At 54.0% G+C, this 17,037-nt stretch carries 19 protein-coding genes; 4 read left to right on the plus strand and 15 right to left on the minus strand.

The window, feature by feature from the left end:
- Positions 1 to 221: 221 nt before the first annotated feature.
- From JQC72_RS08720 to JQC72_RS08745, 6 genes are all read right to left on the minus strand, one after another.
- Complete coding sequence (locus tag JQC72_RS08720) at positions 222 to 1,403, minus strand: pyridoxal phosphate-dependent aminotransferase (RefSeq protein WP_205494814.1); 1,182 nt, start codon at positions 1,401 to 1,403, stop codon at positions 222 to 224.
- Between the two features lie 166 nt (positions 1,404 to 1,569).
- A complete protein-coding gene (locus JQC72_RS08725) occupies positions 1,570 to 2,772 on the minus strand; it encodes an acetate/propionate family kinase (protein WP_205494815.1) in 1,203 nt (400 codons plus the stop codon).
- Positions 2,769 to 3,659 (minus strand): 3-hydroxyacyl-CoA dehydrogenase family protein, encoded by an 891-nt coding sequence (locus tag JQC72_RS08730; protein ID WP_302104631.1) that lies wholly within the window; start codon positions 3,657 to 3,659, stop codon positions 2,769 to 2,771. The genes JQC72_RS08725 and JQC72_RS08730 overlap by 4 nt, the downstream gene beginning before the upstream one ends.
- The gene (locus JQC72_RS08735; RefSeq protein WP_205494816.1) at positions 3,643 to 5,181 is read right to left on the minus strand and encodes an AAA family ATPase; all 1,539 of its coding nucleotides are present in this window, start codon (positions 5,179 to 5,181) and stop codon (positions 3,643 to 3,645) included. The genes JQC72_RS08730 and JQC72_RS08735 overlap by 17 nt, the downstream gene beginning before the upstream one ends.
- On the minus strand, positions 5,174 to 5,704 hold the full coding sequence (locus tag JQC72_RS08740; protein ID WP_205494817.1) for a hypothetical protein: 531 nt from the start codon (positions 5,702 to 5,704) through the stop codon (positions 5,174 to 5,176). The genes JQC72_RS08735 and JQC72_RS08740 overlap by 8 nt, the downstream gene beginning before the upstream one ends.
- 116 nt (positions 5,705 to 5,820) lie before the next feature.
- Positions 5,821 to 6,468, minus strand: coding sequence for a hypothetical protein (locus JQC72_RS08745; RefSeq protein ID WP_205494819.1), 648 nt, complete (start codon positions 6,466 to 6,468; stop codon positions 5,821 to 5,823).
- Positions 6,469 to 6,645: 177 nt separating this feature from the next.
- On the opposite strand from JQC72_RS08745, the gene JQC72_RS08750 reads away from it, so the two are divergent.
- Positions 6,646 to 6,840: a hypothetical protein gene (locus JQC72_RS08750; protein WP_205494821.1), complete on the plus strand. Its 195-nt coding sequence runs from the start codon at positions 6,646 to 6,648 to the stop codon at positions 6,838 to 6,840.
- A gap of 77 nt (positions 6,841 to 6,917) precedes the next feature.
- Here the strand turns inward: JQC72_RS08750 and JQC72_RS08755 are convergent, their stop codons facing one another.
- Positions 6,918 to 8,177: an amidohydrolase gene (locus tag JQC72_RS08755; RefSeq protein WP_205495335.1), complete on the minus strand. Its 1,260-nt coding sequence runs from the start codon at positions 8,175 to 8,177 to the stop codon at positions 6,918 to 6,920.
- A gap of 112 nt (positions 8,178 to 8,289) precedes the next feature.
- Positions 8,290 to 9,192 (minus strand): non-homologous end-joining DNA ligase, encoded by a 903-nt coding sequence (gene ligD / locus JQC72_RS08760; protein ID WP_335342419.1) that lies wholly within the window; start codon positions 9,190 to 9,192, stop codon positions 8,290 to 8,292.
- A gap of 111 nt (positions 9,193 to 9,303) precedes the next feature.
- Here ligD and JQC72_RS08765 point away from each other — a divergent pair, with 111 nt between their 5' ends.
- Positions 9,304 to 9,675 (plus strand): hypothetical protein, encoded by a 372-nt coding sequence (locus JQC72_RS08765; RefSeq protein ID WP_205494823.1) that lies wholly within the window; start codon positions 9,304 to 9,306, stop codon positions 9,673 to 9,675.
- A 345-nt stretch (positions 9,676 to 10,020) separates the two neighbouring features.
- On the opposite strand, the gene JQC72_RS08770 is transcribed toward JQC72_RS08765, so the two are convergent.
- Positions 10,021 to 10,938 carry an ATP-dependent DNA ligase gene (locus JQC72_RS08770; protein ID WP_205494825.1) on the minus strand — a complete coding sequence of 306 codons (918 nt, stop codon included), beginning with the start codon at positions 10,936 to 10,938 and terminating at the stop codon, positions 10,021 to 10,023.
- A gap of 399 nt (positions 10,939 to 11,337) precedes the next feature.
- Here JQC72_RS08770 and JQC72_RS16875 point away from each other — a divergent pair, with 399 nt between their 5' ends.
- Complete coding sequence (locus JQC72_RS16875; RefSeq protein WP_205494827.1) at positions 11,338 to 11,571, plus strand: zinc ribbon domain-containing protein; 234 nt, start codon at positions 11,338 to 11,340, stop codon at positions 11,569 to 11,571.
- Between the two features lie 126 nt (positions 11,572 to 11,697).
- On the opposite strand, the gene JQC72_RS08780 is transcribed toward JQC72_RS16875, so the two are convergent.
- A complete protein-coding gene (locus JQC72_RS08780) occupies positions 11,698 to 11,985 on the minus strand; it encodes an Mpo1-like protein (RefSeq protein WP_205494829.1) in 288 nt (95 codons plus the stop codon).
- 110 nt (positions 11,986 to 12,095) lie between these two features.
- On the opposite strand from JQC72_RS08780, the gene JQC72_RS08785 reads away from it, so the two are divergent.
- Positions 12,096 to 12,425 (plus strand): hypothetical protein, encoded by a 330-nt coding sequence (locus JQC72_RS08785; protein ID WP_205494831.1) that lies wholly within the window; start codon positions 12,096 to 12,098, stop codon positions 12,423 to 12,425.
- Positions 12,426 to 12,429: 4 nt separating this feature from the next.
- On the opposite strand, the gene ku is transcribed toward JQC72_RS08785, so the two are convergent.
- The 5 genes from ku to panB all read right to left on the minus strand — a co-directional run bounded on the left by ku (position 12,430) and on the right by panB (position 16,904).
- Positions 12,430 to 13,224: a non-homologous end joining protein Ku gene (ku, locus tag JQC72_RS08790; protein ID WP_205494840.1), complete on the minus strand. Its 795-nt coding sequence runs from the start codon at positions 13,222 to 13,224 to the stop codon at positions 12,430 to 12,432.
- 15 nt (positions 13,225 to 13,239) lie between these two features.
- The gene (locus JQC72_RS08795) at positions 13,240 to 14,607 is read right to left on the minus strand and encodes a tetratricopeptide repeat protein (RefSeq protein ID WP_205494842.1); all 1,368 of its coding nucleotides are present in this window, start codon (positions 14,605 to 14,607) and stop codon (positions 13,240 to 13,242) included.
- Positions 14,608 to 14,803: 196 nt separating this feature from the next.
- Positions 14,804 to 15,187, minus strand: coding sequence for an aspartate 1-decarboxylase (gene panD, locus JQC72_RS08800; RefSeq protein WP_205494853.1), 384 nt, complete (start codon positions 15,185 to 15,187; stop codon positions 14,804 to 14,806).
- Positions 15,172 to 16,044, minus strand: coding sequence for a pantoate--beta-alanine ligase (gene panC / locus JQC72_RS08805; protein WP_205494855.1), 873 nt, complete (start codon positions 16,042 to 16,044; stop codon positions 15,172 to 15,174). The genes panD and panC overlap by 16 nt, the downstream gene beginning before the upstream one ends.
- Complete coding sequence (gene panB, locus JQC72_RS08810) at positions 16,041 to 16,904, minus strand: 3-methyl-2-oxobutanoate hydroxymethyltransferase (protein ID WP_205494857.1); 864 nt, start codon at positions 16,902 to 16,904, stop codon at positions 16,041 to 16,043. The genes panC and panB overlap by 4 nt, the downstream gene beginning before the upstream one ends.
- Positions 16,905 to 17,037: the final 133 nt, after the last annotated feature.

Raw genomic sequence — 17,037 nt, forward strand, 5'->3', positions numbered from 1 at the left:
AAGTGTGCGCCAAGCACATCGGGAGAAATTTCACTCCGGTCTGCGAACGAAACCAAAGACAAACCCCGCTGGGGTCACCGGATCAAAAATGAACACAAAACCCCACGTAGGAGAGCCAAGGTTTGTTTCTGAACAAAAATTTCTTGACGAGGAGCAATCATGGCGTTCATTTGCTAAACAAAAATCAGACTACCGACCATGCTCGGCAGTCTGATTTTTGTTTATTGATACTTTTCAACGAAACGTTGAATCCGGTCCAGCGCTTTTTCCAGTTGTTCCATGGATGTCGCATACGAGATGCGGATATGATCGGGAGATCCGAATCCCGATCCGGGTACAACCGCCACTTTTTCTTCGTCCAACAAGGCTTTCACCCATGCATCCACATTCTCGAAGGGTGAAGCATCCGTGGCCGCACGCACATTGACGAACGCATAAAATGCTCCTTGCGGTGGCAAGATGCGGAACCCGGGGATCTCGGACAGACGTTTCACCACGAAATCGCGGCGTTCCTTGAAGGCGGCCCGCATGGTGTCCACCGGTTCCTGCGTACCGGTCAACGCGGCAATCGCCGCATATTGAGCGATGGAGGTGGGGTTGGAGGTGCTGTGGCTGGCCAATCCCGTCATCGCTTTGATGATACGGGCATCTCCAGCGGCATAACCAATCCGCCAACCGGTCATCGAGTAAGTTTTGGATACACCGTTGATGACAATGGTATTCCGGTAGAAGTCCGGCCCCAGGCTGGCGATGCTCACATGTTTTTCTTCACCGTAAATCAGGTGTTGATAAATTTCGTCGGAGATGATCGCCACATCGTGTTCAAGGCACACTTCACCGAGCGCCCGCAGCTCCTCCGCCGTATAGACCATTCCGGTCGGATTGGAAGGACTGTTGATCAGAAACGCGCGTGTCCGATCGGTGATCGCGGCGCGCAGTTGCCCCGGCGTGATTTTGAATCGTTGTTCCTCAGTCCCTTCCACGATCACCGGAACGCCTCCGGCCAACTTCACCTGCTCAATGTAGCTGACCCAGTACGGAGCCGGGATAATCACTTCGTCACCGGGATCCAACATGGCCTGAAACAAGTTGTACAGTGCATGCTTGGCACCGACTGTCACCACAATCTGATCCGGTTCATAACGCAAACCGTTGTCTTGACGAAACTTGTCGGCGATGGCTTTTTTCAACTCGGGAATCCCGCCTGAAGCCGTGTATTTCGTGTGCCCCGCACGCATGGCTTCTTCGGCCGCCTTCAAGATGTGTTCCGGCGTATTGAAGTCCGGCTCGCCGGCGCCGAGGCCGATAACGTCATGTCCTTGTTGTCTCAGTTCTTTCGCTTTAGCGGTGATGGCCAGCGTGGACGAAGGGGTCAGTTGCTGAGCCCGCTCAGAAAGTTTCATGGTTCTCCTCCTCCAAATCCCCTGGTTTGCTCCATATTGTACTGCAACTGTCTGTATACATCAATCGTTAACCGTTGACCGAAGGTTCAAACCGGAGGAATGAACAGGCGTATTGGGTGACAGAAGGGTGAGCCTTTTTCATCGGAAAAAGACCCACCCTTGTTCATCATGAATGTTTCACCAGATTTTTGGTCTCACGCGCAATCATCAATTCCTCGTCGGTCGGGATGACCAACACGGACACCCGGGAGTTTTCCGTACTGATGATCCGCTCTTGTTTGGAGCGTTCGGCATTTTTCTCCCGATCCAACTCTACACCCAGGAAATTCAACCCCTTGCAGACGCGTTCGCGCACGAGCGAAGCGTTTTCCCCGACACCGGCAGTGAAAATGATGGCATCCACGCCGTCCATGGCCGCCGCAAAAGCCCCGATCGCCTTGCGCAGGCGATATGTATACATATCCAACGCAAGACGGGCCTGATCGTTACCCTCAAACATCGCTTCGGTGATTTCGCGCATATCGGCGGACAATCCCGACACGCCCAAAAGACCGCTGTGTTTGTTCATCATGGAATTGACTTCGGCCAACGTCAATTCCTCTTTGGCCATCACAAACGGGACGATGGCTGGGTCGATGCTGCCGCAACGGGTTCCCATCATCAATCCTTCCAACGGGGTCATACCCATGGTGGTATCCACGGATTTTCCGTGTTGAACGGCCGCGAGGCTGGCCCCGTTGCCGATGTGGCACGAAATGAGCTTCAACTCTTCCAACGGACGCCCCAATACTTCCGCCGCGCGCAATGTTACGTATTTATGAGATGTACCGTGGAAACCGTACCGACGGATCTTGTACTTCTGATACAGCACCCGAGGGAGCGGGTACATAAACGCATAGTCCGGCATTGTCTGATGGAACGCCGTATCGAATACCGCCACATGTCGGGCATGGGGCAAATGTTGGCGTGCCGCTTCAATCCCGAGCAGGTTGGGCGGATTGTGCAGCGGCGCCAAATCCACGTTGCGCCGGATCTCACGGATGACTTCGTCGTCGATAACGACGGATTCAGAAAAAGATTCGCCGCCGTGAACCACGCGGTGGCCGACAGCGGCAACCTCCTCAACACTTTGGATCACGCCTTTTTGCGGATCGGTCAACAAAGAGAGCACTTTGTTCAATCCTTCACTGTGATCCAAAATCTCCGCCGTTTCCACCCATTCGTCCCGGTCGGTTACGCGATGCGTCAAAATCGCGCTGTCCGTACCGATCCGTTCGACCAAACCATTGGCCAGAACCGACTCGTCTTCCATCTCAAACAACTGATACTTAATGGATGAACTCCCGCAATTGATCACCAGAACCTTCATTGGACATCCTTCCTATCCAACCGATCTCCGTCTTCGTTGTAGCGGAAAAAGCCTTCCCCTGTTTTGACGCCGAGATGCCCGGCGCGCACCATCTTTTTGAGCAACGGTGCCGGCCGGTATTTGGTGTCACCGTACTCGCGGAAAAGACGTTCCATGGCGGCGAGTACGGAATCCAAACCAAAGTGATCGGCCATTTCCAGCGGACCCATGGGGAAATGGTATCCCCGTTTCATCGCCAGATCGATCTCCTCGGCGGATGCCACCCCTTCCATCAGGGTGTGGATGGCTTCGTTGATGAGAAGGATGATCAGCCTGGTCGTGACAAAACCGGGCGACTCATAGACTTCGATTCCGACCAGATCCATCTCCTTGACCCAGTCACGAATGGTCTCAAACGTTTCATGCGATGTTTTGAGTCCGCGAACGATCTCCACCACGTCCACTTTGGCCACCGGATGAACAAAATGAAGGCCGATCACACGATCGGGCCGTTGGGTCGCAGCGGCGATTTCCGTTAAACTCAAAGTGGATGTATTGCTGGCCAAGATGACTTCCGGCCGGCAAATCCGGTCACATTGAACAAACACATCCTTTTTCACATCCAGGTCTTCATAGACCGATTCGATGACCAAATCGGCACTTTTCAGTGATGCGTAATCCGTCGTGAACCGAATGCGGGAGAGAATTCCCTTCTTCTCGGCAGCCGTAATTCCCCATTTGGCCAGCTGCTTGTCCAAGCTGATCTCGATATGATGGCGGGCTTGTTCAGCGTGTTTCGGGGACTGCTCCAACAGTGTCACCTCAAATCCTTTTTTGGACAACAGTTCGGCAATCCCCTGGCCCATCGTGCCACCACCGATCACTGCGATTTCATGAATCGATGACAAGGCACATCTCCTTCCCTTCTACCCGATCTTGGCCTTGTCCCGATACCGCGTCCTTCATCATCATGCGGAATTGCTCTCCGGAAAGCGTTTCTTCCTGCAGCAGTACCTGCAAACAGGCGTCAAACAGTTTGCGGTACCGGGACAGCATGTCGTACGTTTCTTTTTGCAGTGCATTCAAAATCCGGGTCGACTCTTCCTGCATCTTTTCCTTGTTGATCCACTCCGGATCGATGATGCCGAGATCGGAAAGACCCGTTTCGATCAAGGTCCGGGTGTACTGGTTGGCTTTTTGGTAATCGTTGCGAGCGCCGGTGCTGCGGTTGCCGTAAATCAGTTCTTCGGCAGCTGCACCCGCAAGGCAAATCTTGATCTGGTCCTCGATCTGTTTCCGCGTGTACAGATACCGGTCTTCACCCGGATGCTGGCGCACATATCCCAGTGCCTGTCCGCGCGGTGACAGGGCCACTTGCGAAACGGAACCGGGTCGGACCAGCTCCGAGACGATGGCGTGCCCCAATTCGTGAATCGCCACACGCTCACGTTCTTCTTGCGTCGCTTCCCTGTCCGTTTTTTCTCCCATCATCACCTTGTCGACCGCAGCGGACAAATGACGTTGCGTAATTTCCGGACTGTTCTCCCGCATCGCATAAATCGCCGCCTCATTGGTGACACTCTCCAACTGTGCTCCGGAAAATCCGAAAGTCTCCACAGCCAGACGTTCCAGGCTCACATCCTCGGCCAGCGGCTTGTTTTGTGTGTGCAGCCGGAGAATGTGCAGACGGGCTTTTTTGTCGGGCAGATCCACTTCGATCTGCCGATCAAACCGCCCCGGTCTGAGCAATGCCGGGTCCAGCATATCCTTCCGGTTGGTGGCCGCGATCACGAGAATACGAATGTCTTGATCCGTCGAGATGCCGTCCATCTCCGTGAGCAGCTGGTTGAGCGTCTGATCGTACTCACGGTGTTGTGAACCTTCCCGATGTCCGCCGATGGCGTCAATTTCGTCAATGAAAACAATGCCGCTGGTTTTCTGATTTCGTTTGGCCAACGTCCGCACTTCTTGGAACAATTCACGCATCCGTTGGGCGCCCACTCCGACATACATTTCCACGAATTCGCTCCCGGACGCGGAAACGAACACCGAATCGGTATAGTGAGCCGCCGCCTTCGCCATCAGGGTTTTCCCCGTGCCTGGCGGGCCGGAGAGCAAAATTCCCTTGATGGGGCGGATGCCGTATTGCGAGATTTGGTCACGGTGGATCAGAAAGTCCAGCGCCTCTTTCAGCTCCTTTTTGGCGCGCTCGTGACCGCCGATATCGTCGAACGACGTCGTAGGCACCGATGCTTTGCTCTGAACCAACTTTTTCCGGCCGAAAGCAAACCCGCTGCCGCGCGATTGCGCAAACAGATACACGCCCGTGCCAATGGCCAGCAACGTGACCAACGGCAAGACACTGTAGCCCAATGTCAACAGAAACACGATCACCGCGGAGGCGGAACCGAAGGCAATCGCTTTACCCATTATCCTTCACCCCGGAGTTCGATTTATGCAACGGGAGAACGCGGTAAAGGGTATGCGGCCCACGATGCAGCTCCACGTAGAGAAACTGATCGTCCATCGTAATATCGTAACGGATCTGCATCGATTTGGCCACCGTTTCCACCGATTTCGGAATTTGCGAATATCGCGCGTTCACCAATCCTTCCTCAATGTCGAAAACCATCCGATTCCAAGCGCGGTTCAACACGGGGTCCGGCTTGTCTGCCAACTGAATGGTCACCGCGCGTTCACCCACCATGTTTTTCACACGTTTGTTCAAATCTGGAAATTGAGTGGTAAAAGAAAAAGCGGCATCTGTGTTTGCTTTTATCCATACACGATCGGGTTCGATGCGCAATTCGACCAATTGAAAATGGGGTTCGTTTGTCAGCATCGCCTCGATCGGTTTTTTCAACGCCCACCACTGATAAGCAAAATATCCGCCAAACAACAAGAACAGCGTGACAACCAAGCTGAGAATCGCAGCTGTGACGCGCGTTTTCACGGATGTCACGCCCCCTCTCTACGATTCTTTCGATCACAATCAGTATATCATAAAATATATATGGATTGATGGAAGGAATCACTGGAAAAACAAAAAAACGGCGGAAGTCCGCCGTTTCATCGCAAAGGGTGAAACACATAGCGAATGGTCTGCCGCAGTTGACCTTCGGAGCGAATCTCGGTCACCAACTGCTCCAGTTTATGGTTTTTCGGTACGTACCACAATCGATACCGCACGTCAAAGCGGTGTCCGATGATCTCTGCGAAGTCACTGGGCGGCGAACCCATCCATTTGCCGAGTATCTTTCCAACTTGGCGTCCGTTCAGATCCTTCTGAAGCACAATGACCCGCTTCCCCTGCCATTTGACCGATCCGATTCGTTCCACCCGCCCCTCTACGCGCTGCATCCAAAGCAGGTGATCGCGCGGAGACATCAATCCCAGTTGTCTGGGTGAAGCCGTTTCCTGCGTACCCGACCGGGACAAATGAATGCGATCCCCTTTCTTGACCACACGGATTTGTTTTCCCTCGTTTTTCATCATCCAGTCTTGTCCCGATTGTTCACCGTTCATGGTGATGGTTTCCCCACTGCCGTTTACAGTGAGCCGAAACGCGTATCGTTTTTGTGCCAATTGCTTTCCGACAACGGACCGCCATTCCTTGGCCGCTTGGACTTCCACGGATTGATCGGAGGAAGCGGCGGGCGCCGCGGGAGAACAAGCGGCCAGCAGAATCAGGAGGAAAAGGTAAGAAAACCGTCGCATGCCAGTCGTCCCCCTTCGCCGTTGGTATCATTCCATTGTATGATGACGACTGGCGGTTCACGACTCACCAAAAAGAAAATGCCCGGATTTACGGGCAGTTGGACAAACGTACAAAATGTGCTAGACATATTGGATACATCTCGGGTGATACTATTCCTACCCGAGGAGGTGAGCGTCATGACCGCTTCCCTTTCCTCCGGTTGGATTTTGGAGGTGCTGAAATCCCATCTGTCCGACGAAGAGTGGGACCGGATTCAGACAGTGATGCATGCGGAATCGTGGGCCTCCCCTTCTGCCCGTAAACGGCGTTGGCGGACGGAAGAGGAGGAGATCCCCTTGCGGTTCACATTGGACATCGATGTAAAATCTTGATTCAGTACCTAGTTTGACTACATTTCTCCTGCCTATACCTCTCCCCAACATTTACCTGCCCCGCCGGGGCATTTTTTTCAGCGAGCAATTGCCTGAAAAGCCCGATTTGCCTCGTAAATGATCCGTTCTTCATCCAATGTCAGACACTCGCGATCCTTCATGATCGGCCGGCCGTCGACGTAAACGTCCCGTACATCCGTGCTGACGGCCGCATAAGCCAAATGGGACTCCACATCATGCAGCGGCTGCAAATGAGCCTGGTGCAGTGCCACCGTGATGAAGTCCGCTTTTTTCCCCGGCTCCAACGTGCCGATTTCCCGGTCAAGGAATAAGGCTTCCGCGCCGTAGATGGTTCCCATGCGAAGGGCCACATCCGCCGTTACCGCCAACGGATCCTCATTGGCTCCTTTGTGGATCAGCGCGGCCAGACGGATTTCTTCCAGCATGTCCACATTGTTGTTGCTTGCAGGTCCGTCCGTTCCCAATGACGGTCGCATCCCGTGCGCCAGCATTTTGGGGATCGGCGCGATGCCGCTGCCCAGTTTGAGGTTGCTTCCCGGGTTATGCGAGACTTTCACGTCCTTTTCCGCCAACAACGCGATCTCTTCATCGTTCAGATGAACCGCGTGAGCCACCAGACAAGGCAAGTCGAACACACCCAGTTTGTCCAAGTGCTCCACGGGACGAACACCATACTGATCCACGTTTTGTTGGACTTCGGCGGCCGTCTCCGACATGTGGGTATGAATGGGCAATTGATACTCCGCGGCACTTTCCACAAACCGCCGGATGAAGTCTGGCGAACAGGTATACGGTGCGTGAGGGGCCATCATCGTCGTGATCCGGCCGTCCGCTTGATTGTGCCAATCTCGGGCGAATTGGACGGCTTCTTTCCATTTGGCCTCCTGCTCCTCTTCCGAACAGAGGCCGATCGCACCACGGCACAGACGGGCGCGGATCCCCGCCTCCGCCACGACTTCGGCCACTTGATCCATGTGATCATACATGTCGAGGAAACACGTCGTACCACCTTTGATCATCTCCAATACGGTAAGCGCTGTTCCCCAGCGAACCTGTTCGGGACCGAAACGCGCCTCCATCGGCCACATTTTTTCTTCCAACCACGTCTTCAGCGGCAGATCGTCTCCGTATCCGCGCAACAGCGACATGGCGGCGTGGCCGTGGGTATTGACCCATCCCGGTAAAATGGCATGTCCGCTCATGTCGATCACTTCATCATAACCGGAACGATCTTCCGGTATGGGACCGACGTATGTAATCCGGTCGTTTTCCACCGCCAACGCGGCATTGGTCAACGGTTTTTCCCCGTCCTTCATGGTCAGGATGGTTGCATGGATAAACAATCGTTTCAAAAACAGACGCCTCCCCACACATGAATTGCCAGTCAGAAACCACGATAACCGAAATAGCGCGGAGAAACAAGAGGGCTCACTCGGGTAACCACTTTAGGATATCCGTCAGATCGTGCCGCGAAACTTCAGCAAGCAACCCGGCAAACAAATCCCCTTTTTCCGCCAAGCGCCCATGAATGGTGGCCAGCGTAAACTGTTCCGGACGAATACCTTGATTTAGTTCTTCCCATGTCAGCGGAGTGGATACCGGTGCACCTTTACGCGCGCGGGGTGAATAAGGGGCGATCAGGGATTTGCCTCGCCAGTGCTGCAAGTAATCGAAATAAACCTTGTCCCCTCTGTTTTTCACCGTCCGCTCGATCGTGATCAAACGCGGATATTTTTGAGCGAGATACATGGCGACAAACCGGCTCACCTTGCGTGTATCCTCAAAGGTGTAGCGGCGGTGAATCGGCACGTACACCTGCAAACCGGTCGCGCCGGACGTTTTGACGTACGACGACAGTCCCATGCCGTCCAATACCTCTTTGGTGTAAAACGCCACTTCCACCACTTTTTCAAACGGCGGCGCAGACGGGTCCAGGTCAAACACGAGTTCGGGCGGCATGTCCGGGGCATCCACGCGGTCAAACGAAAGGTGAAACTCCAAGCAGGCCAAATTAGCCAGCCACGCCAATGTGGCCGCATCTTCCAAGAGTATGTATTCGACTTCGTTCCAAGTGCCGGTGCGCACCCATTCGGGAGCGTGTGACGGTACATTCTTCTGATAAAACGATTTGCCATGCACCCCGTCCGGAAAACGGATGGTCGTCAGCCATCTTCCGCGGCAATGGGGCAACATCCACGGAGCCAATCGTGTCAGGTGCAACAGATACGACCATTTGGTGATCCCGTCGTCGGGATACATCATCTTGTCCGGATTGGAAATCGTCAGTTCTTTTCCTTCCACACGAATCGTGCGTGTTTTTTTCGCACCCACGGCGACTTCACTTCCTGCGCCCATTTTTTCGGGACAAACGTCCAAATGTCCCATTCTTACATACATTGGGAATGTGCCTGCACGATTAAGAAAGAAGAGGAGGAATATCAGATGGCAAAAGAAGAGAAAGCCCCAAAGAAAACGAAAGCGACTGCCCAAGTGAAAAGCGAAGCTGAAGCCGCCTTGAACGAAAACGAATTGGATTACCCCGCTTATGGCTATGGCGCGGAAGGTTTTTACGAAACCCCCGGTTATTGGGATGATCCGTATCCCGCCACCAGCGAGTATTTTTCGACGGGCGACGGTTATTACCCGTACGATTACGGTACTTACGATTACGGAACCGCGACAGTCCCGGGGGATGCGAACGCAGATGTTAGCATATTCCCCTTTTTCCGTCCGTTCCCGTTCTTCGGCTTTCCTTTCTTCCGCCCGTTCCCGTTTTTCGGGTTCCCGTTCTTCCGTCCGTTCCCGTTCTGGTGACAAGTCCACTGTCGCTCCGACCAATAAAACAAAGCGGAAAAACCAAAAGAAAACGACCGCTCAAGCGAACGCGAAGTCGCCCGCTGCGGTCCGGGAATTGATCAAGGATATCCCGATTATTCGGTTGATCCGGATCCCGCCGCCAGCCCAGGAACCGTGTCATCGGGTGACGGACAGCTCATCCTCTCAGACACAATATGACCGTCACCCTTATTGTTTCCCCTTATCCCCCCATCCCTATTCGCATCCCCCACCGTCCTTACACTCCCGTACCCTTGCTGATCATCCGAACCCTTTCGCCCGCTTCGGCAAGGAATTCATCCTCGCGACAAGCGGGCTTTTCATTCAAGTTGACAAAGAGAACCCTTTGATGACGGGAGAACGCAACGTTCCATCCGGCGTCCAGGACAGGAACCGTACTTGCACGGTCAACAACGGCTGCAACCAAACGACGGTATCCGTTGACGGAAAACGCGGTGCGACGGCAATCGGCGGTTTGGATATGCGCAATTGTGGAAGAAATTGCGTCAGTACGGTAAGTTCCTTTTGATTCAATCCGGTAGCCGCTTTCCCGATATACCGTTCGGGCGCGACGGCGGGTTCCCCCAATATCAGCGCGTTTGCACGTCCTTGCCGTAAAGTGGCTCCGATCACTGCCGCCCGCATCTCGTGAAAATGTTTTACCTTCAGCCATGTGGGATGTTTCTTCCCCACATGATACATACCCTCACGTTCCTTGATGACGATCCCTTCCATTTCTTTCTCCTTTACGGTCTCAAACAGGGCCGTACCGTCTTCATAATTGTCGCAGACATGGATTCGCTTCAATCCGGGAGGAATCAGCCGGGACAGCCGTTCGTAACGTTCAAACAGGGGACGGTCCGTCCACCAGCGTCCGTCGGCGAACAACAAATCAAACACCATATAATACACCGGAATGTGAACCATCAACCGTGATTGGTTGGCCGGAGATCCCAAGTCCCGTTTCAACACCCGAAAAAAATCGGGACGTCCGCCTTCGAGCGCCACCACTTCTCCGTCGAGCAGCACGCTCTCACATTCCAGCAACGACAACTCCGTCAGCAGATCGGGATATGTGTGCGTTCGCTCGTTTTGCTTGCGGTTGTACAGCCACCACCCGGATTCGTCTTTGCAGGCCAGCAGACGAACACCGTCCCATTTGACTTGGTACCAGTACCTGTCGCTTTCGGGAATCGACTCTTGCGGGATCGGCTCCATCGGTTGAATTGCGGGCATTCTCATTTTGCGTCTCCCTCCACGGTTTAGTCTGCCCCAATCCCAATGAAAAGCCCAACCCAATCTCAATCCGGAAAGCGCAGAATGTGATCGTCGGCAATATCCGCTGCCTTGCCCGCATCTTCTCCCCCCGGCTCCGAGCAGTCTTCAGCCCCGGGTCCCGGCAGGACAGAGCGAAGAGTAAGCCGGAAAAGGATGCGATGACACGCCCTGCCGAGACATATCACCAAAACGCCGGTTTATAAACAGCGAGCGGGAAAACCCAGCCCTCTCGCAAGTCCGACAATTTCCCGTATTTCTCAAGGACCATTTTCATTCCTTTGGATTGCCTTTGAAGACTTAAACATTCGGGCGATGGTAAAAAATCACCATCTTGCCAAGAGCATTGCAGACGCTGGTAGGAGGATGTTGGTTCAATTCACGGCTTACAAGGCAGAGTGGGCCGGTAAGCTAGTGATGGAAGTGGATCCTCGCCACACGTCGCAAGTTTGCTCGGAGTGCGGTCGGATCGTAAAGAAGACCTTAAAAGAACGTACATTGTTGCTCATGCGGATATGTGGCAGACAGAGATATCAATGCGCAAGAAATATCCTGCATCGAGCGATGGGAACCGTTCCTGAACCGAAATACGGACAATGAGAATGAAACCTTTTCCAGGCTTGGACGAAGCCTTCGTGGATGGATGTGGGTTGCCACGCCAGATGAAGCGAGAAGCCCACGGCGACCGAAGGGAGTGCCTTAGGTGCTTCAGCCGTGTGGAGCAAGTCACGAGTCGCTCTTTTTCCACCACTGCGCCCACTTTCTCGCCAACCAGTACGGTCCGATCAGCAAAAAACGGGGATTGCTGAAAAACGAAGGCTTTTTTCCTTCAAATGCATGACCGACAAATTGTAAAATCCATCCCGCCACAAACAGGATAAGGGCGGTTTTCCATTGAAAAAGCACCAGCGGAATCGAGATGACGATCATCGGGATGCCGAACGCATGCGTCAGTTGGTTGATCGGATGTTGGTGATCCTGTTTGTATTTCTCCAATAATTCAGATAAACGCATACACCAAACACCTCCCGTATTTCTTTTTCGCTTCGTTCCGACAACTCCCCTTCTGAATGTCCCGGTTGTCCCATATAGATAAAAAAAGCGGATTTCAAATGGAGGCGGCCATGAAACCGGGAATGAAACAAATCTTGATGCAGTCTGTCATTTTCACCGCATTGGCGGTCAACGTGATGTTGGGTGCCCTTCTTTGGGCGAGGGGGCAAGTGTCTCTGCCGGCCACTGCGCCCACCGCCGCCGTACCCGTCTTGCCGGGTGAACGGGTGGAGGTGCGGGATCGGTTTGAAGGAGTCGAACGACACGGTGACTGGTGGATTGAAACGTATGAGAAAGTGGAGTATCGCTACGATCGTTACGGTCGGTTGTTGGAGGCCCTTCCCACTGGAGAAAAAACCTATTTGCGATACTGGGGCAATCAAAAGCGGCCGAAACCGTGAGCACTTATTCCGTTCCGGCCGCCTTCTTTCTTTTTTGGGCCGCTTCGATGCTCGCCTTGAGCGCTTCCATCAGATCGACCACTTTTTCCGGTTCGGCTTCCGGCGCCTGCACAATTTCTTCGCCGCTGATTTTCTTTTCAATCGCTGCTTGCAACGCTTCGCGGTAATCGTCCCGATATTTTCCGGGATCAAACGATGTGGACAAGCTTTCGATCAGCTGGCGCGCCATTTCCATTTCTTTTTCCGGCAATGCCGTCTCTTCCGGAACCCCCGGCACCAATGCCGCAGAACGCACTTCATCAGGGTAGAAGATCGTTTCCATCACCAGACAGTTTTGATACACCCTGACCACTGCCAGGCTTTGCTTGGAACGAATCGTGATCTGCGCCACGCCGATTTTCCCCGTCTCCTCCATCGCTTCCCTGAGCAGGGTGTACGCCCGTTCACCGGTATCTCCCGGACCCAAATAATAGGTGCGGTCAAAGTAGATCGGATCGATTTCCCGCAAATCCACAAAGTCGAGAATTTCGATTGTTTTGCGGTTTTCCGGTGCGATCGCCTCCAATTCCTCTTTTTCCATCAATACGAATTTCCCGTCCGCGTATTCCACACCTTTCACGACATCGGCCCACGACACTTCCTCCTGGCAATAAGGGCAGGTGCGCGTATATTGCAACGGCGTCCGGCACTTCTTGTGCAACAGGCGAAACGGCACTTTTTTCCCTTCGGTGGCCGCATACATTTTGACCGGAATATTGACCAAACCGAAACTGATCGCACCTTTCCATATGGTATGCATGGCGTATCCCTCCATTCACGTGGACAATTGTTGCCAGCGTTGCCGGGTCAAATCGGGGCGTCCCTCGATGAAATGGCACAATCCTTCGTAAAAGACGGGTTCTTTCCATTGGGTGCACAGCTGTTGCGCTTGTTGGAACAGCCGGGTTGCTTCCGCAACACGCCCCTGTTCCAATAAGATGCGCCCCTTTTGAAAACAACCCATTGCTTGCACGGATGGCACCGACTGCTGCATGACCGTCTCCGCCAGCGATTCCGCCCGGGAAAACTCGTTCAGATGGGTCAGCAACTGGGAACGGATCAACAACCAATCCGGTTGCTGTTTGACCTCATCCGGCACCCGTGTCATGATTTGTTCCGCCTTGGTCCATTCACCCTGCTGCATCCGCATCCAAAGCAGGGTGAACAGCAAATCCGGGTTCTGGGGAGCCAAACACAACCCCTTTTTCAGCCACATCTCGGCATCCGTCGTTTTGCCGAGCGCCCACAGGTTCCAACTGATTCCGTGGTAAGCGGCAGGATTGACGGGATCGTGCGACAGCAATTTCCGATACCACAATAAGGCTTCCTCCGGCTTGCCCATCTCCTCATAGTCGTGGGCGATCGCTTCCATCACGTGAGGGTGACGTGTTTTTTCGTATACCCAGATTCGCCAGTACAGACCGTTTTCCCGTTCCCCTATCCGCTGATAACACTGTGACAGAGACAGCATGGATTCCCAATCTTCCTCATCCAGCAGGATCGCCTGATAAAAGTGGCGGATCGCTTCCATGTATTCTCCCAGACGGAAGTGACACGTTCCGATGTTGAACCACGTATCCGGATTGTGCTGGTCGTACGACAGCGCTTTTTGAAACGCCCGGATCGCTTGGCGGTCATCCCCGCGTTTGACCCGTACACATCCCAGCATATGATGGGCAAAGCCGAGAAAGACATCATGCGTCGCCGTTTTGGCCACCATTTGGAACTGACGGTCCGCTTCGTCCCAATCACCGGACTGAAAGTGGCTGAGCGCCAAATAGATGCGTCCGAGCAGAAAGTCGGGTTCTTCCTCCACCACCTGCTGAAATGCATCCTCCGCTTGCGCAAACATCCGCAATTGGTAATATCCCTGACCCTGCCGAAACTGTCGTACCGATTCCTCACGCAGCCAGAATTCGTCTTCCAGCACCTGATCCTGCACGGACAACTCGGGATGACGCTGAAGCAAACGTGCCATCTGTTCCTCCACCAATGCCCACGACTCCAGCAAATGGTGGCATGTTGTCTGGATCTGGTGAAACCGTTCTTTGAGTCGTTCACGCTCCTGAGCGGTTCCGGCGGGATATTGGGCTTCGATTTCGGACAACCCTTGCAGGATGGTATCGATCCACTGGCGAAACACGTTCATCCCTCCCCGGCAGCGGTTTTCGCTATGAGTATCTCCCGTCGTCCGTTTTCCATGCTGAAAAATGGTGGGATCAAAGGGGTGATCCCGCCGAGCCGAAAAAAAAAGCCGTTCCCTGTTGGAACGACTTGTTGATTCATTCGTGAATGGTCCCGCATGACTAAAGCAACTCATTGCGATGGCTTCCCGCTTTTTATAAAATCGTGCCGTGTATTTCTTCCCCGATCACCGTCTGGATCTCGTTGTTCTCTCCCATGATTGCGATCTTGGGTTGGTGACGGGCGATCTCTTCCTCACTCATCAAAGCATAAGAGATGATAATCACCTTATCCCCCGGCTGTACCAACCGGGCCGCTGCCCCATTCAAGCAAATCGTCCGGCTGCCGCGCGGACCGGGAATGACGTAGGTTTCCAAACGGGCCCCATTGTTGTTGTTGACAATCTGCACTTTTTCGTTGGGCAAAATGTCGACACGTTCCAAAATCTCCTCGTCGATGGTCACACTGCCCACGTAGTTCAGGTTGGCTTCCGTCACCGTGGCCCGGTGAATCTTGGCTTTCATCATCGTGCGAAACATGCTCCGTCCCCCTCTTCCGGCAGAATCAGGTTATCGATCAACCGCGTGGAGCCGAACCGAACCGCCACCGCCATGATGATGCGCTCGTTTTCCAAACGGTCAACCGGCTCCAGACGCGGATAGGTCAGCACCTGCACGTAGTCGATGTCTGCCAGCGGTTGTGTACGGATTTCTTTTTCCAAAAAAGCAGTCACATCTGCCGCCCGTGTCAGTCTGCCCGCTTCAATTTGCTCCTTTGCCGTGCGCAGAGCCCGGTACAACACGGTCGCTTGCTTTCGTTCCTCCGGTGTCAGGTACACGTTGCGGGAACTCATCGCCAAACCGTCCGGCTCCCGGACGGTCGGACAGGGTACGATCTCCACCGGAAAATTGAGGTCTTCCGTCATCTGCTGAATGACCGCGACTTGTTGCGCGTCTTTCAAACCGAAATACGCCTTGTCGGGTTGGACGATGTGAAACAGCTTCGTCACCACGGTCGCGACTCCGTCGAAATGGCCGGGACGCGATACGCCGCACAAAGGCTCGGTGATCCGTCGCAGGGTCACGGTGGTCAACGATTCCGACGGATACATCTCGTCAACACTGGGTGCGAACAAAAAGTCCACGCCCGCAGCTTCGGCGATCGCCGCATCTCGTTCCAGATCTCTGGGATAGCGGTCGTAATCCTCATTCGGCCCGAACTGCAACGGGTTGACAAAAACGGATACCACAACCGTGTCGCACTCTTGGCGAGCCCGATCCATCAGGCTTTGATGGCCTCGATGCAAGTAACCCATCGTCGGTACGAAACCAATGGTTCCCGCACGAAGCGGTCGCAAGGTTTGCCGCAATTCCTGAATCGAATGAATGATCTTCATTTTCTGCTCAATCCTTTACCTCCATACAATGTGGCCATTGCTTCGTTTGAAAGATGGAATACGTGTTCTTCCTGCGGGAAACGCGTTTCCCTGACCGCTTGCACATAACGCCGGATTCCTTCCTGCATCACCGCTCCCGCCTCGGCAAACGCTTGGACGAAGGAAGGGTTCACTTCGCTGGCGATTTGCAGCACGTCGTGGAAGACCAGCACCTGACCGTCACAGTAGCGGCCCGCCCCGATCCCGATCGTCGGGATGGTGATCGCTTCCGTAATTTCTCGTGCCAACTCCTCCGGCACGCACTCCAACACCAACGCGAACGCCCCGGCTTCTTCCAACAAACGGGCATCGCGTATCAGGCGCTGCGCCGTTTCGGCATCGCGCCCCTGCACCCTGTAACCGCCCAGTTGATGAACCGATTGCGGTGTCAAGCCCAGGTGGCCCATCACCGGTATGCCAGCCGCCACACAAGCGCGTACCACTTCCAGGATTTCTTCACCGCCCTCGATCTTGACGGCTTTGGCTCCAGCCTCCTGCATGAGACGTCCGGCGGCCCGAAGCGCATGCTCCGTTCCCAGATGGCAGGTCAGAAACGGCAGATCGGATACGACAAATGCATGTTTCGTTCCCCGGGTAACCGCTTTCGTATGATGCACCATATCGTCGATGGTGACCGGAATGGTGGAATCATACCCCAATACCACCATTCCCAGCGAATCCCCCACCAGAATCACGTCCACCCCGGCCTGATCCGCCAATTTGGCCGAAGGATAATCATAGGCCGTGATCATGGCGATTTTCTGTCCTTTCGCCTTCATGTCGCGCAACATGCGGGTGGTGATTTTTTTCCGCCCTTCCATCTCGTTTCCCTCCGATTGCTCCTGAGCCGAACGGAACCCGCCAAAGACAAAAAACGCCTCCCAGCCGGAAAAAGGACTGAAAAGGCGTTGGTTTCACCCTTTTCTCTGTCTCCGTCCCTCAGGCTCAGAGCAG

This window comes from Polycladomyces zharkentensis, assembly GCF_016938855.1.
Lineage (GTDB): Bacteria > Bacillota > Bacilli > Thermoactinomycetales > JIR-001 > Polycladomyces > Polycladomyces zharkentensis.

What these genes read in the sequence shown, in the direction of transcription:
- JQC72_RS08720 (WP_205494814.1), bottom strand. Translation starts at nt 1,403, where the DNA reads ATGAAACTTTCTGAGCGGGCTCAGCAACTGACCCCTTCGTCCACGCTG.
- JQC72_RS08725 (WP_205494815.1), bottom strand. Translation starts at nt 2,772, where the DNA reads ATGAAGGTTCTGGTGATCAATTGCGGGAGTTCATCCATTAAGTATCAG.
- JQC72_RS08735 (WP_205494816.1), bottom strand. Translation starts at nt 5,181, where the DNA reads ATGGGTAAAGCGATTGCCTTCGGTTCCGCCTCCGCGGTGATCGTGTTT.
- JQC72_RS08745 (WP_205494819.1), bottom strand. Translation starts at nt 6,468, where the DNA reads ATGCGACGGTTTTCTTACCTTTTCCTCCTGATTCTGCTGGCCGCTTGT.
- JQC72_RS08750 (WP_205494821.1), top strand. Translation starts at nt 6,646, where the DNA reads ATGACCGCTTCCCTTTCCTCCGGTTGGATTTTGGAGGTGCTGAAATCC.
- JQC72_RS08755 (WP_205495335.1), bottom strand. Translation starts at nt 8,177, where the DNA reads ATGAAGGACGGGGAAAAACCGTTGACCAATGCCGCGTTGGCGGTGGAA.
- JQC72_RS08765 (WP_205494823.1), top strand. Translation starts at nt 9,304, where the DNA reads ATGGCAAAAGAAGAGAAAGCCCCAAAGAAAACGAAAGCGACTGCCCAA.
- JQC72_RS08770 (WP_205494825.1), bottom strand. Translation starts at nt 10,938, where the DNA reads ATGAGAATGCCCGCAATTCAACCGATGGAGCCGATCCCGCAAGAGTCG.
- JQC72_RS16875 (WP_205494827.1), top strand. Translation starts at nt 11,338, where the DNA reads ATGTTGGTTCAATTCACGGCTTACAAGGCAGAGTGGGCCGGTAAGCTA.
- JQC72_RS08780 (WP_205494829.1), bottom strand. Translation starts at nt 11,985, where the DNA reads ATGCGTTTATCTGAATTATTGGAGAAATACAAACAGGATCACCAACAT.
- JQC72_RS08785 (WP_205494831.1), top strand. Translation starts at nt 12,096, where the DNA reads ATGAAACCGGGAATGAAACAAATCTTGATGCAGTCTGTCATTTTCACC.
- ku (WP_205494840.1), bottom strand. Translation starts at nt 13,224, where the DNA reads ATGCATACCATATGGAAAGGTGCGATCAGTTTCGGTTTGGTCAATATT.
- panD (WP_205494853.1), bottom strand. Translation starts at nt 15,187, where the DNA reads ATGTTTCGCACGATGATGAAAGCCAAGATTCACCGGGCCACGGTGACG.
- panC (WP_205494855.1), bottom strand. Translation starts at nt 16,044, where the DNA reads ATGAAGATCATTCATTCGATTCAGGAATTGCGGCAAACCTTGCGACCG.
- panB (WP_205494857.1), bottom strand. Translation starts at nt 16,904, where the DNA reads ATGGAAGGGCGGAAAAAAATCACCACCCGCATGTTGCGCGACATGAAG.